This is a genomic window from Bradyrhizobium genomosp. I (2014) (genome assembly GCF_000261685.1).
Taxonomy (GTDB): domain Bacteria; phylum Pseudomonadota; class Alphaproteobacteria; order Rhizobiales; family Xanthobacteraceae; genus Bradyrhizobium.
In genome coordinates, this window is record NZ_AJQE01000289.1 from 46,308 (window position 1) to 59,455 (window position 13,148).

Sequence of the window (13,148 nt, forward strand, 5' to 3'; positions counted from 1 at the left end):
CCTGCGGCCGACATCTGCAAATTCGATCGGCCCGCAGGCAACTTGTCGTCCGTCGAAATAGCCGTCAATTGAATTTATAGAATGCGACACTATCGTTTTCGTTGCTGACATTGCCTGCGCGATTGAGCTCCTCGAATAGCGCATCTCGATTTGCCTCGGATCACCTATCGTCGCCGCCTAGTGACGCGCTAGCAAGGATCATTCAATTGGAGTGAAGCAAGCCCGACCAACTCCTCGCCGAATCTTCATCAGTCAGTTGAATTTAATTCCTCGTTTCGCTTGCCACGCCATGTTGCTTCCGACGGGCTAAGGGAGCAAAATAATTGCGTATTCAGAGAGATTTAGATGCGGGTGCTGGATCTCTCGCCAAACTCAAAATAGGCACGAGCCCAATATTACATGCCGATTCTGGGACATACGGTAGATCGCGGATTGCATCGCGTATTTCAGAACTTTATCGACCGCTTGTCGGCGGCAGACGATCTTGGGGATTTTTCTAGAGTCATCGCGGACACCGCGACCGCTTTGGATCTATCCTGTTTCGCCTATCTCGCTCTCCAACCCTCAAGGGATGACAAGCCGCGTCTAATCTCAACATATCCTTCGCGATGGACGACACATTACTTGCGCAATAAATACCAAACTGTCGACCCCGTTATTGGAGAGGCGCTTCAGAGTCCCGAGCCGTTCCGATGGGGAATTGATTTGTCATCGAGATCCGCCTCGATGGCGGAGCGACAACTTCTCGATGAAGCCGCCCAATTCGGAATCCGATTTGGCTTTACTGTTCCCATTCACGATGGGCACGGTCCAGTCGCCGCACTAACGTTTGCCGCTGACGAGAGACGGCCGCAATTCGAACAGTTCATTGATTCGCACGCGCGCGTTCTTCAGCTTATGGCAATGTACTTCCATGCCCACGTCCGCCGCAAGTTCGCGAACGAGCGAAGTGTCGGTGGAGTACGCATGTCTCCTCGCGAGCTTGAATGCTTGGAATGGGCTTCGCGAGGGAAAAGCGCTTGGGAGATTGGATGCATCCTCGGCATTTCGCGCAACACCGTTGCATACTATTTAGAGAACGCAAAAGAAAAGCTTGGAGTTCGGACTGTTGTGCAAGCGGTGACGCGCCTAGCCGCTGCAAATAAAGAAGAGCGAAATTAGGACACGCACCCCCTACAACTACAGGTGATGAATTAGATCAAAAATCCCGATCAAAGGAGGTGGCACCACTTTCCTGGAGGGACCATGATTCAGCTCATCACACAATCTTCTTATGGGGAATTTTCCGACACTCTCGTTGAGATGTATCGCCTGCGGCATCGTGTTTTCAAGCTCCGCATGGGATGGGACGTTCAAACTAGCGGCGACATGGAGATCGACGATTTCGATGCACTGCACCCCGCCTACCTAGCGCAACTATGTGAAAGCGGCCAAGTGCAAGGTTCCGTTCGCCTGCTTCCCACGCTTGGCCCGACCATGCTTCGCGACACCTTTCCCGCGCTTCTTGAAGGCCAACCCGCGCCGTCAACTCCTCAGGTTTGGGAAAGTAGTAGATTCGCAATCGATGTTGCTGCCGACGCTCCAAAAGGGGATCACCGCATCACTCGTGCCGCTTACGAGCTGTTTGCGGGAATGGTCGAGTTCGGGCTTTCACGGCAGCTCACCGATATCGTTACCGTCACCGATGTCCGAATGGAAAGAATCCTTCGACGCGCCGGCTGGCCCCTGCGACGCATTGGCAATCCTTCCACGGTTGGCAATACTTTGGCCGTGGCGGGTTACCTTGCAATTTCGAGTGAGATTCTCTCCAACCTTCGCAAGGCTGGCGGCCTTTCGATGCCGGCTCTTTGGACGCCAGTAATTTTCGCGGCCGCCTAGAACGATCAACACCAACAGACGAGATGGCGTCCCGCGAAAAGCGGGAGGCCATGTCTTGCGGCTTGCTACCGAGTAACGAACGTGGCCGAAATTAGCAATAGATACGATCATCGCCACGCGGCAAAGGCTGTTGACCTGCAGCAGCTTCGACTTACGGTTGCCGCTTCTGACTACGGAAGCTTTCGACGAGCGGCAGAAGCGCTTTCGATCAAGCACACGGCCTTCAGCCGTGCTATAGGTCAGCTCGAGTACTTGGTAGGGACCTCGCTGTTCGAGCGGTCAAGCGGTGGAATCAAGCCTACTCTGGCTGGCCGAGCGGTTTTGCGAATCGCACGGTTGATCCTAGAACAAGTTGACATGCTTGTTGACGCAGGGAGGTCCGGTAGTCGCGGCGATACTGGCCATCTCGTTATCGGCTTCTTCACATCTATGTCTACCGGCAATTTGCGAGCTACGATAGCAGAACTCAAAAAGCTGCTCCCACGGCTCGAACTAGTAACGATGGAACGCTCTCGCTTCCGTCTGATTACCGCTCTCCGTAACGGAACAGCTGACGTGGTCGTTAGTCCTGGACGCATACCTTCGAAGGACATCAAATCACTGCTGCTCTGGAGCGAACGCATCCTGATCTCGCTGCCTCAGGATCACTGCCTGGCGTCACGTGAGATCGTCTATTGGACAGATTTGCGTAACGAAAACATTCTTCTGAGCAAGTATGATCCGGGGCCAGAGCTTGAGGATCTCTTGATTTCGAAGCTCGTGCTACCTGACGACCGCCCAAGGGTAGAGCGCCACGATGTAAGCCGTGGCATCATCAAGAGTCTGACGAGTATGGGCATGGGGCTCAGTCTGGTGATGGAATCGGATATTGGTGCAAGCTTCGCTGGCCTTGTGTACCGGGAGTTGCAGGACGGAGCGGGACCAAGCCGGGTGGACTTCCATGCGCATTGGCGCGACGACAATGAAAATCCGGCTCTGAAGCGATTCCTCAGCCTGTTAGCAGAACGCTATCCCTCACCCACGCCGGCTCTTGGAGAATGATTGGTTCGTCTCGCCTTTGCAAACCCGCGGTCTGTGGCCATAAAGCGCGCTAGCATTGGGGCGACTAGCTTCCCCGGATCAACGCGCTGTCCATTTTCGCGAGCCAGGGCCTCTGCGTAGGCGATGAGATCCCTATGAACGGATGCTGGAAGCTCGGCGGTAATCTTGACCGGCTTGTCGTCAAGCAATTCTCCTATTCTAAGCTTAGGCATCTCGTTATCCTCCGTAAGGCGCAAGGATGAGGTCTCGATTGACAAGTACGCGAACCGGGAAACCTGGTCGCACGGTGAGAGTGGGCTGGATGTTAAGGCTGCGCCGAACTATCTGCTGCCCGGTCTGGTTCAGTGAATCCGAGGCGCCGTGTCGCAGTGCCTGGATGATTGCGCTATCGTTGCTGTTGGTGTCCGAACCCGCACCCAGTTCGGTCCCGACGGCGAGAAACGTCGATAATGCCGCGGCCTTGAAGAGTTCGCCCCAGTGGTTGTCGACTTGGTCTTCGAGGCCTGCATATCCGGCAGCGTCCGCGCCTGGCTGCCGCTCGAGAACGATGGAACGTCCATTCGGCATAATCAGGCGGGTCCAGACGAGCAGAACGCGCGACTGACCGAAAGTGACCTGGCTATCGTAAACCCCGATCAGACGCGCTCCTTGGGGCACTAACAAGAACCGGCCGGAGGGCGTGTCGTATACGTTTTCAGTCACCTGCGCGGTGATTTGCCCGGGCAGATCGGATCTAATCCCTGTGATCAGAGCTCCAGGAATCACGGTACCAGCCTGCACGACATAGGGTGAAGCCGGCGTGGTGATGCGGTCAGAACTGACCGTGCGGCGGTCCACAGAAGCGTTGACGAAGGCAAGCTTGCGGTCTTGACCGTTTTGCGCCGCTCCATCGTCGCCCGGACTTGTTGCGTTCGGCGACATAAGACGGTCGCTTTCAACAGCCGCGGCCGCGGGCGGACGCACTTCCTTTCCATTGGTCGAAGCGAACAAATGGCTGATGCGTGCAGCTTCGGTTTCTTGTTCTCGACGCTGCTGTTCCGGATCTCCGCCGATCGCCGGCGGCTGGCCCTGGGCCGCGAGGATGGGGCGACCGAGGTCACCGGGCAGCGGCGGACCAAGCTGCGGGATCGGCTGATGGGGAACGCCAGAATAGTCCTTTGGCAGCATCGTGATGCCGTCAGCAACATTGTGATGGTCGGTGCTGTAAAGCTCATCGGCCGCCTGATTTCGGGGGCGATTGCTCTGCAGCGACCACAGCACCGCCCCACCGATGACGAGCAATGCGACCGCGCTCCCGCCCGCCAAGACCTTCCGTGACAATCTTGTCACGCGCGGATGCTCTGCTCTCAAGCGGAAACTTTCGGACTTTTCCCCTTGTGTCTCCGAGGGAGCCGCTTGCTCGTCATTGTTTGCATTCCGCGTGTTCATGACGACGGTCTCCCGTCAGTCCTGACAATCCTGACCTTCTGTTGATGTTCGCCGCCAAGCCGCAGTTCCGCGGCAGCAAACAGCCGATCGACGATCAATACGTTGGCGTAAGCACGATAGTTGACGAGTTCGGTCTTGCCGTCTGGACCAATGACGAAGAGCGGAGGCATCTCGCCTTGCACAATCCCCGCCGGGAATTCGATGTAGACCTTGCGGCCATCGTCATATGCGGCGAGCGGCCGCCAGGGAGGACTGTCCCCTTCGATGGCATAGCGGGAGATGCGTTGCGCCGGCTCCGGAATAACGGGCTTCAGGGCGACCGAGCGCGATCGTTCGCGCACGGTTTCTGGATAGTACCAGGCAACAGAGGGCATGTATGGCCGCTCGCGGGAGCGGAGCTCGATCAGGTAGGTGCGCCGGTCAGTATTGACCACCAGGTTGGTCTCGATCGACGCTCGGGTCGGCTTGACCAGGATATGGACCCGCCGTGTGTCGCCGCTCCCGCTCTCGGTATCGCCCACAACCCAGCGTACGGTATCTCCGGCCGCGATCGGCCCCGATCCCGTCAACTGTTCTCCCTCCTCGAGCGCGATATCCGTGATCTGCCCTGGTGCTGCGTAAATCTGATAGAGCGCTCCGGGACTGTAGGCGTAGATTTGCGCCGCGTTGAAATACCCCCGCTTGCGTGGTTCGACCCGAGCCGCGCTGTTTGCCGTCTCAACACGGCTCACGGGTTCAGCGTCTTCTTTCCCTCCCGACTTGCCCCCGAGCGCGGGTTTCCAGAGAGGTGGAACGTGCAGCGGTCTCGGTTTGTCGTCGGGAGCCACTGGGCGCGCCAACGGAGGCACTTCCGCGTCATAGCTGATCTCCGGCGGAAGGTAGGTCGCGCAGCCACCGAGCGCAGAAGAACAAAGCAGAAGAGCAGACAGGAATGCACGCTTCGAGGTCACGAACTCGGGCCAAGCCGAATTGAGCCTGGATTCTGCGAAGTGATTCATCGAATGAACGCCAGACTTCGTCTTGGTCACTGACTCAACTCCTTTGACCAGTTGATGGCGCGAACGTAGACGCCAAGAGGATTCTTGCGCAGACGCTCGGCATCTCGCGGCGTTTCGATCACGATGGTGAGAATGGCCGTCCAGCGCTCGGTCGAGTTCAACGAACCGTTGTCGTAGACACGCTCGGTCCACGCGACCCGAAAGCTTTCCGACGACGCGCGAATGACGCTCGAGACATCGACGGAGATTTGGAGCTTGCCCAACTTGGCGAACGGGTCGTTGTTGCGCGCATAATCGTTGAGCGCGGCTGCGCCGCGATCAGTAGTAAAGTCATAGGCCCGGAGCCAATTCTGGCGCAGAATGATGCCGTCAGCGGGTAGACCCCTGACATCTTCGATAAAGCGTGCCAGATGGTAGGCGATCTGCGCATCTGTCGGCTGATAGTCGATGTTGGCCGGTGCAACTCTTTGGGCCTGGCCAAGATGATCGACTTCGACAACCCAGGGCGTGATCGATCCTTGGCTCGATTGCCAGACAAGGCTGCCTGCGAGTCCAGCCGATAGCATCAAGCAGCCGAACGCCATCAGGCGCCAGTTTTTGGCCTGCACGCGTGCAGATCCAATGCGTTCGTCCCAAACCTGCGCTGCTTTCTGATACGGTGTGACCGGTTCGGGCATGCGCCCGTAATGAACGGAAGTTCGTCTAAACATCGATGGTTGCCCCTGGTATCGAGTGATCGCTTTCAAGTCGTGGGATGGAAAGATTTGAGGCACGCTGTGCCGCAGAGGTGGACCGGTCCGTCTCAGCGCTCTCCTTCGGACAAATCAACGGAGGAACCGCTACCACCATGATCGCCCGAGCGGACGGCCTGGCCAGCAGCCGAGGCACCATGCCGAATGGTCTCGGCGCGCTTCATGCGGCGAGCCCAATCAGGCTGCCCTTCGGCCGCCGCACTCGCGCCCTGATCGCCCGCTGAGCTACGTCCGTTGGCAGCCGCAGCTCGACGCAATGGACTGGTCGCAGCCGAAGCGCCCGCCTCCGCGACGCCAGCTAGGCCGCCGCTTCGATAGGCGGCTGATGCTCCGCTTATGACAGCGCCGCCACCGCGCGCGGCGCCTGTAATCCCACCACCAGCGAGACCGGCACCGCCAGCGGCAAGTCCCGCGCCAGCCGCAACAATGCCGCCGGCAGCAAGGCCTGTTCCAATCGCGGCTCCGGCGCCGAGTTGAGGTCCGCCCGACACCAGGCCGTTTGCGATACCTGGACCGAAGATCCCGAGACCCAGCAAGGAAAGCGCCGCGAGCACCAGCGTCATCGCGTCTTCGATGGTCGGCTGGTTGCCGCCGAAGCCAGCGGTGAACTGCGAGAACAAGGTCGATCCGATGCCGACGATAACGGCCAGAACGAGAACTTTGATTCCAGAGGATATGACATTGCCCAAGACCCGCTCTGCCGCGAAAGCCGTCTTGCCAAACAAGCCAAAGGGAATGAGCACGAAGCCGGCCAGCGTCGTAAGCTTGAACTCGATCAGGGTGACGAAGAGCTGGATCGCCAGAATGAAGAAGGCGAGCAGCACCACGACCCAAGCGAACAGGAGAACGACGATTTGGACGAAATTCTCGAAAAAGCTGATGTAGCCCATCAGGTTGGAGATCGACTCAAGCAATGGTCGGCCGGCATCAAGTCCTACCTGAGCGATCTTTCCCGGCCGCAGGAAATCCGATGCAGACAGGCTTGCGCCGGATGCTTTCAGCCCGAGACCGGCAAAGCTCTCGAAGACGATGCGCGCCAGGCTGTTCCAGTTCCCGATGAGATAGCCATCGCAGCAGACTGCACGAGCTTGGTCGGATGCGCGCACGATCCAGGAATACGGATCGACTGCAATCCGTACTCCTCATAGAGCGCGTCGGTTAGCCGGGCGCCTTCCGGCGGCGACCATTCGACCGTCTCGTAAGTTAGTTCGACGCCCTTTGGCGCTGCACTTTCCGAAGTAGACGACGGACGTGATGCGGAAGCGCCCGCTGATCGAGACATTGCACGCCGCCCGACGACGTCGGCTACGACCGGCGCGGCGAGGGGCAGCCTTGGAGGCACATGCTGGTTCACCCAGCCAAGCAACTTAGCGACATCGCCGGCCATGCCTGGCGAGGCAGGAAAAGCCTTCGGATCGGCGGCGGGCAACTTATCGATGACGAGCAGCCGCGTGTCCGTCTGGGTGCCGTGCTTGGCGTAGACGGCGCCGTCGATCGCGGCGGAAAATACGACCCGTCCGCGCTCCTGGAGGCGAACAAAGGAGCCAGTCCACGCCGGGTTATCCGGCGCAAGGCCCGCGCCAGCGATGGCCACGAGGCGTCCACCGTCGCAAAGGCGCGCGAGCGCCGAAGCGATGTGCCGGAAAGCCGCGTCCGCCATCCGTCGATCGACATTCGCCACCGCGGAGAACGGCGGGTTCATCAGAACGACGCTCGGTACGACCCCCGCGTCGAGATGATCATCAATTTGTGCGGCGTCGAACCGCGTGACCTTAACGTTGGCGAACAGATGATCGAGCAGCGCCGCGCGGCCTACGGCCAACTCGTTCAACATCAGAGAGCCGCCGGCGAGCTCGGCCAGGATGGCGAGCAAGCCCGTCCCAGCGGATGGCTCCAGAACGCGGTCGGCAGGCGTAATGCCGGCTGCCGTGCATGCGGCCAGCCCAAGCGGGATCGGCGTCGAGAATTGCTGGAACACCTGACTGTCCTCGGAACGCCGCGTATGGGTCGGCAGACAGCTCGCGATTTGCGCGAGCATTGGCAGCATTGAGGCCGCCGAGCCAGCCTTGGTGCGCATGGCCGGACCGAACTTGCGCAGGAAGAGAACGGTTGCCGCCTCGCAGACGTCATAGGCGGTCTTCCAGTTCCAGGCGCCGGCCGCGTCCGAGGCACCGAAGGCAGCCTCCATGGCGCTACGCAGAACGGCGGCATCGATGGGACGTCCGCGTTCGAGATCAGTCAAGATCTGTCGGGCGGCCTCAATGGCAGCAGAGGTGAGAGTGGCAGCGGCACGCATCGAGAGCGGCGCGGCGGCAGCGCCGCCCGCGAGAGATTCGGTCATGACAGGATTTCTCGGGAGAGCAGGAACGGGTCGAACCATCAGGCGCTCTCCTTTGACCCAACGGCTCAAACCCTTCCCGGCCCGACTCTCCCTCTGAGCGCTCGCCCACAAAAATGGGGACCGGCGCCGCACACCGGTCCCCAAGCAACTGTAGGACGGCCGGAGCCGTTCCGCTCCATGTCACTCAGCCGCGTCAAGCTGTTGCGGATCGTCGTCGCCCGCGTTCTCCCGATCCTCATCGTCGGCCAGGAATTCGGGCAGCATTCCCGCTTCGCTCTCCTGCGCCACTGGCGCCGCATCGGAATCGACGAGGCGCAGCGGCTCCGGCAGCCAGCCCGAGCCATCGAGTAGACGCTCGGCCTCCTTTGCCATCTCAGCCTTCTTCAGATGGTCGATCAGTTGTGCCGACGACTCGCTCTTGGCTTCCCGCACCGCCTCCAGAATTCGCGGCTTGGTGACCCGGCCGAGATAGTTGTCGACGGTCGGTCGCCAGCCAGCCTGCACCATGTCGAGCCCGACCGAGCGGGCCAGCACATCAGCCTGGTCGAGTCGCGTGCGGACACCGTGAGCGGAGACGCGCCCCTGATTGTAGCGATTGGCGGGCTCATAGACGGCGTTGACGGCAAATGATGCACAATGGGCGAACAGCGACGCCTGTGCACCACCATCGAGAGCCGTCAGCGCATCCCAAAGATCGTTCTCGCTCTTCGGCAACCGCGCCTTCCAGGCCTCATGCCGCGCCTCGACAGCCTTGGCGGAGACGCTTTCTCTCAGCCCCGGAGCTTGAGTTGGAAAGTTCGGCGTGCGAAGGCCGATCTCGAGACAGCTTCCGGATGACGCGAACCGATAAAAAGCCGTCAGCACGAAGTTATGCAGCACTGCCTGGAACGCGACCGCTGGATTTTCTGCCAGCGCATCCCGCAATGCCAGCGTACGATGCGCCGTCAGCTCGGTGATCAGCCGATCCGGCAGAGGTTTCGCCGTGTCCTCATCATCCTCTTCGGTATCAGAAGCGCCACCTGCGACTGCGATGATCGCGCGCTGAACTGAAGTGCCAGGCTCCTGCCCTTCAGTCGACGACACGTCGGCGTCCTGCCCGACATCAGGATCAGTTTCCTGCACATCGTCCTCCGGCCGGACGTAACCCCGGTCCACGGAGAGGCGTCCTTCGGAATCGATGCTGATGAAGACACCAGCTCGGGCGATCTCGGTCGGTTCGTAAAGCATCGGCCGGTCTTCGAATGCCGCCAGTGCCGACTCGATTTCGCCAAGACGCTGATCGACCTCCTCGGGCAATTCGTCGGCATCCTGGTAGTCGGTTTCCAGCTTGGCCCGCTCGGCATTCAGCGCATCGATGGTGGCCTGCTCCTCAGGTGAGAGATCGACAGGTCTGCCTTCGATTTCTCGTAGGCCTTGCGTGTGACCGTAGGAGAAGTCTACGGCGACTGAGATCCACTTCCAGCCTTCGGCAGCAATCGTCTCAGCTTCAGCTTTGAGCTTTTCGGTTACGAGGCGGTCGAGCAAAACGACGTCCTGAAGCCAGCCGCCGTCGTCGTGCTCGAACAAATCCCGCAGAACGCCGCCACCCGCGTGCTGATAAGTATCGAGGCCCACAAACTGCGCCCGGCGATCGGACCCGCGCACGGTGTTCTCAGTGAGCAGCCGACGGATCTGGTAAGGCTCGTCATAACCGGAACGGCTGACGTTCTCCCAGACTTGCTCCTGACGGGCGTGATCGGCTGTGACCGAGAACGCCATGAGCTGCTCGAGCGTCATGCCGTCTTCGGCGTAGACCTCATGCAGCTTCGGCGACACCGACGCCAGCCGCAGCCGCTGCTTCACGATCGCAGGGTTCACGAAGTGCCGCGCGGCGATGTCTTCCTCAGTCATGCCGAGATCGCGGAGGGTCTGGAAGGCCCGAAACTGATCGAGCGGGTGCAAACCGACCCGCTCATCGTTCTCCGCCACCGAATCGTCCGCGGCGATGCCCCCTTCACGCACAACGCACGGCACCGCCTGCGTCTTTGACATCCGTTTTTGTTTCACCAAGAGCTCGAGGGCGCGATAGCGCCTGCCGCCCGCCGGCACCTCGAACATACCGGTCTCGTTGCCATCCGCATCAACGACGGCCCGGACACTTAGACTTTGCAGGAGGGTACGCTGTGCGATGCTCTCGGCTAGCTGCTCGATCGAGACACCGGCCTTGACCCGGCGAACGTTCGACTGGCTGAGCACCAGCTTGTTGAACGGAATGTCCCGGGAAGGCGACAGCGTGATCTTTTGTACGGCTTTCGTCATTTCGGCTCTCCACGACGGGCGGCCGTGAGACTCTCTCTCGGCTTCCAACCCGTCGCGAACAGCCTTCCCTCCTCTCGCTCTCGCGCGAGGCCGAGCATCACGCCGCCTCGTGATCGGCGACAACCGTCTCCAGCCAAGCGGGCTCGATGGACCCGGGAACGAAGCCGAGCAGATAGTCCGCGGCCTTGCTCGCCTGCGAGGCGGCACGCACGAGAGCTCGATTGTCTTCGCGCAGAACCTCAAGCCAGTAGCCGATATAGTCGGCATGTCGCACAGTCGGGACGATCCCGAGTGATGCGCAACTGAACGCGGAACTCAACTCGGCGACCAATTCTTCGAAGGCATATTTCTTCGTACCGTAGGATCCGCTCTGGTCGCGGTTGAGGCGCGAGGGATGCCCGGTCGCATGACCGAGCTCATGCAACGCCGTGCGGTGCCAGTTGATGGGTTCGAAGTAGGCCTGCGGCGGTGGGACCTGAACATAGTCTTCGGCTGTTGCGTAGAATGCGCGATCTCCACCGATCCGAAATGGAATTCCGCTGGCCTTGATCAGGGCGTCCACCGTGGGTCCGATGAGGCCAGCCGACGGTGGCGGTGCAGCGGTGGCAATCGCGTCAGGCAGATCTGCGCACTGATCGACGTTGAAAACGGTAAATCGTTTGAGGAATGGAATTGCCTGGGCGTCTTCGCCGGTCTCAGCGGCGCGTCGCTTTGCGTCATTCGGCACGAAACGATCAGCGTAGACAACCGTGGTACCGCGCTCTCCTTTGCGAACGTGACCGCCAAGCGAGAGCGCCTGGCGGAAAGTGAGCCAGCTTTGCCCGGTGAATCCGCGTTCGATCACGGCTCCCCAGAGAATGAGGATGTTCACGCCACTGTATTGCCGATTGGTCGAGGCATTTTTCGGCATGGCTAGCGGCGCTTTCGCCGCGGCCGTACCCCAAGGCTGGACCCAGGGCATGCGGCCGGCCTCGAGCTCGGCAATGATCTTGTCGGTGATTTCGGTATAGAGGTTCGCCCGGTCCTGGCCGGCGCGCGCGCAAGCAGTAGGGTTTGACATCGCGGGTCTCCGCGACGGGAGCCACGAGCCTCTCTCGCAGCTTGTAACCCGTCACGGAAAAACCCAGCCTGCACTCTTACTCTCAGCCACTAGCGCCATCTACTTGGGGCCCAGGCCGAGCAGGCGTGCGCCCAAGGGCGCATCGCCTCAACGGAAAATGGCACCCGGAGAGCGTGAGCATAGCGACCCGAAGGGGCACCGCGGGTCCGAGTGCAGCGACGAGACCGGTTAAAAGGGCACCCGGGAACGGGGCAGTGATAGCGATCGCCGCAGGCGAGCCCCTTTCCCGAGTGCCCCCGGCGAGGAGCTCCGCATCTCTTTGCGCGAGGGATCGAAGCCGCACGGCGGCCGAGACGCAAAGCGGCTCGGTTCACGAGAGCCCGGTGCGGCGGGAGCCGCACGCGCGAAACTGGAAAAATCCGCCAGTCCGAGGATCTAGATTTCCTCACGCGCATGCGTCTGCGCGTCATAGATCCTGATCTGAAGCATGGGAAAACGCTTCTTTAGTTCTACTCCACCTGCCCTGGCGCCGTCTCTGGTTGCAAATTCGGCTTTGAATCGGCCATCTACTTCAAGCGCGTAACCAGAGGCCGGCAGTTCACGGGTAGCTGCAACCATTTCATTCCCATTGTGTAGTAAGGTGGCTCGAAATGATGGGTAGCGTGAGTCGGCTGAGCCACGCTAGACCGGAGTCACCCGCAAAAAAGCGGTGACGGTCATCGCACGCGGTAGATTGCCGTCTCGCATTGGATCCCATCAAGGATGGGCATTTTCATCGTCCGAACAGGAAGTCGGGTTTCCGCTGGCGCGGATGCATGCACGATAGAGCCACGGCTCGACGTAGCTGCCCTTCCAGAGCCCTTCGCCCGCCCGCTCCGCTTCGCGCTGAGCTTCGTGATATCTGCCCTTTAAATATTGAGGCCAATCCAGCGCGAGACCGTTGCGCACAAGCCATTCCCCGAGATCCTTGCCCGCAACCGAACAGGTCGCGACCGTGCGGCCATACCGGTCGAGGCTGAGGGGGACACAGTTGACGGGGTGTCGGGCAATGTAAGCGTCGAGGTCGTTCGCGGCCTTTGAACCACAGCGGTACTGTAAACTATCCTCACCGCGACATAGCTGAGTGCTTTCCGGAGCATCCACACCCCAAAGGCGGACCCGTCTTCCGTGAATCTCCATCGTGTCGCCGTCAATGACGCTGGCCTGACCGACAAAACTGTCAGCAAGCGCCATGTTCGATAACAGCAGGAGCATCAATGCAAGGACACGGCGTTTGATCATGGCGTTGGGTACCAGCTATTAGCGCAGATTGCGGGGATTGAATCTCGACCAGTTTTCGAGCGCCTTCAGCA

The 13,148-nt window shown here is 60.1% G+C and carries 11 protein-coding genes and 1 pseudogene; 3 read left to right on the plus strand and 9 right to left on the minus strand.

Annotation, left to right across the window (positions count from 1 at the left end; translation table 11 throughout):
- Positions 1–432: 432 nt before the first annotated feature.
- The 3 genes from IC50_RS26720 (at position 433) to IC50_RS26730 (ending at position 2,919) form a co-directional block, all read left to right on the plus strand.
- A complete protein-coding gene (locus tag IC50_RS26720; RefSeq protein ID WP_035711677.1) occupies positions 433–1,161 on the plus strand; it encodes a LuxR family transcriptional regulator in 729 nt (242 codons plus the stop codon).
- Between the two features lie 84 nt (positions 1,162–1,245).
- Positions 1,246–1,878: an acyl-homoserine-lactone synthase gene (locus tag IC50_RS26725; RefSeq protein ID WP_035711679.1), complete on the plus strand. Its 633-nt coding sequence runs from the start codon at positions 1,246–1,248 to the stop codon at positions 1,876–1,878.
- A gap of 81 nt (positions 1,879–1,959) precedes the next feature.
- The gene (locus IC50_RS26730) at positions 1,960–2,919 is read left to right on the plus strand and encodes a LysR family transcriptional regulator (RefSeq protein ID WP_050991102.1); all 960 of its coding nucleotides are present in this window, start codon (positions 1,960–1,962) and stop codon (positions 2,917–2,919) included.
- Here IC50_RS26730 and IC50_RS39380 read toward each other — a convergent pair.
- The 9 genes and pseudogenes from IC50_RS39380 to IC50_RS26770 all read right to left on the minus strand — a co-directional run bounded on the left by IC50_RS39380 (position 2,886) and on the right by IC50_RS26770 (position 13,077).
- Positions 2,886–3,131 (minus strand): DUF2274 domain-containing protein, encoded by a 246-nt coding sequence (locus IC50_RS39380; protein WP_081492523.1) that lies wholly within the window; start codon positions 3,129–3,131, stop codon positions 2,886–2,888. The genes IC50_RS26730 and IC50_RS39380 overlap by 34 nt on opposite strands.
- A 4-nt stretch (positions 3,132–3,135) precedes the next feature.
- Positions 3,136–4,347: a TrbI/VirB10 family protein gene (locus IC50_RS26735; RefSeq protein ID WP_035711681.1), complete on the minus strand. Its 1,212-nt coding sequence runs from the start codon at positions 4,345–4,347 to the stop codon at positions 3,136–3,138.
- Positions 4,344–5,375, minus strand: a complete 1,032-nt coding sequence (trbG, locus tag IC50_RS26740; RefSeq protein WP_035711682.1) for a P-type conjugative transfer protein TrbG — start codon at positions 5,373–5,375, stop codon at positions 4,344–4,346. The genes IC50_RS26735 and trbG overlap by 4 nt, the downstream gene beginning before the upstream one ends.
- Entirely contained in the window at positions 5,372–6,055 is a 684-nt protein-coding gene (trbF, locus tag IC50_RS26745) for a conjugal transfer protein TrbF (RefSeq protein ID WP_035711685.1), read from the minus strand. The genes trbG and trbF overlap by 4 nt, the downstream gene beginning before the upstream one ends.
- Before the next feature lie 92 nt (positions 6,056–6,147).
- Complete coding sequence (gene trbL / locus IC50_RS26750) at positions 6,148–7,203, minus strand: P-type conjugative transfer protein TrbL (protein ID WP_081492520.1); 1,056 nt, start codon at positions 7,201–7,203, stop codon at positions 6,148–6,150.
- Positions 7,161–8,438 (minus strand): annotated as a pseudogene (locus IC50_RS26755) (SAM-dependent methyltransferase); the annotation flags it as partial. The pseudogene IC50_RS26755 and the gene trbL, both read right to left, overlap by 43 nt.
- A gap of 180 nt (positions 8,439–8,618) precedes the next feature.
- The gene (locus IC50_RS42080) at positions 8,619–10,736 is read right to left on the minus strand and encodes a ParB/RepB/Spo0J family partition protein (protein ID WP_035711687.1); all 2,118 of its coding nucleotides are present in this window, start codon (positions 10,734–10,736) and stop codon (positions 8,619–8,621) included.
- Positions 10,737–10,833: 97 nt separating this feature from the next.
- A complete protein-coding gene (locus tag IC50_RS26765; protein ID WP_035711689.1) occupies positions 10,834–11,796 on the minus strand; it encodes an ArdC family protein in 963 nt (320 codons plus the stop codon).
- 756 nt (positions 11,797–12,552) lie between these two features.
- Positions 12,553–13,077, minus strand: a complete 525-nt coding sequence (locus IC50_RS26770) for a thermonuclease family protein (RefSeq protein WP_035711692.1) — start codon at positions 13,075–13,077, stop codon at positions 12,553–12,555.
- Positions 13,078–13,148: the final 71 nt, after the last annotated feature.

Excerpts from the sequence above, each read along its gene's own strand:
- IC50_RS26725 (WP_035711679.1), top strand. The coding sequence starts at position 1,246 with ATGATTCAGCTCATCACACAATCTTCTTATGGGGAATTTTCCGACACT.
- IC50_RS39380 (WP_081492523.1), bottom strand. The coding sequence starts at position 3,131 with ATGCCTAAGCTTAGAATAGGAGAATTGCTTGACGACAAGCCGGTCAAG.
- IC50_RS26735 (WP_035711681.1), bottom strand. The coding sequence starts at position 4,347 with ATGAACACGCGGAATGCAAACAATGACGAGCAAGCGGCTCCCTCGGAG.
- trbF (WP_035711685.1), bottom strand. The coding sequence starts at position 6,055 with ATGTTTAGACGAACTTCCGTTCATTACGGGCGCATGCCCGAACCGGTC.
- IC50_RS42080 (WP_035711687.1), bottom strand. The coding sequence starts at position 10,736 with ATGACGAAAGCCGTACAAAAGATCACGCTGTCGCCTTCCCGGGACATT.
- IC50_RS26765 (WP_035711689.1), bottom strand. The coding sequence starts at position 11,796 with ATGTCAAACCCTACTGCTTGCGCGCGCGCCGGCCAGGACCGGGCGAAC.
- IC50_RS26770 (WP_035711692.1), bottom strand. The coding sequence starts at position 13,077 with ATGATCAAACGCCGTGTCCTTGCATTGATGCTCCTGCTGTTATCGAAC.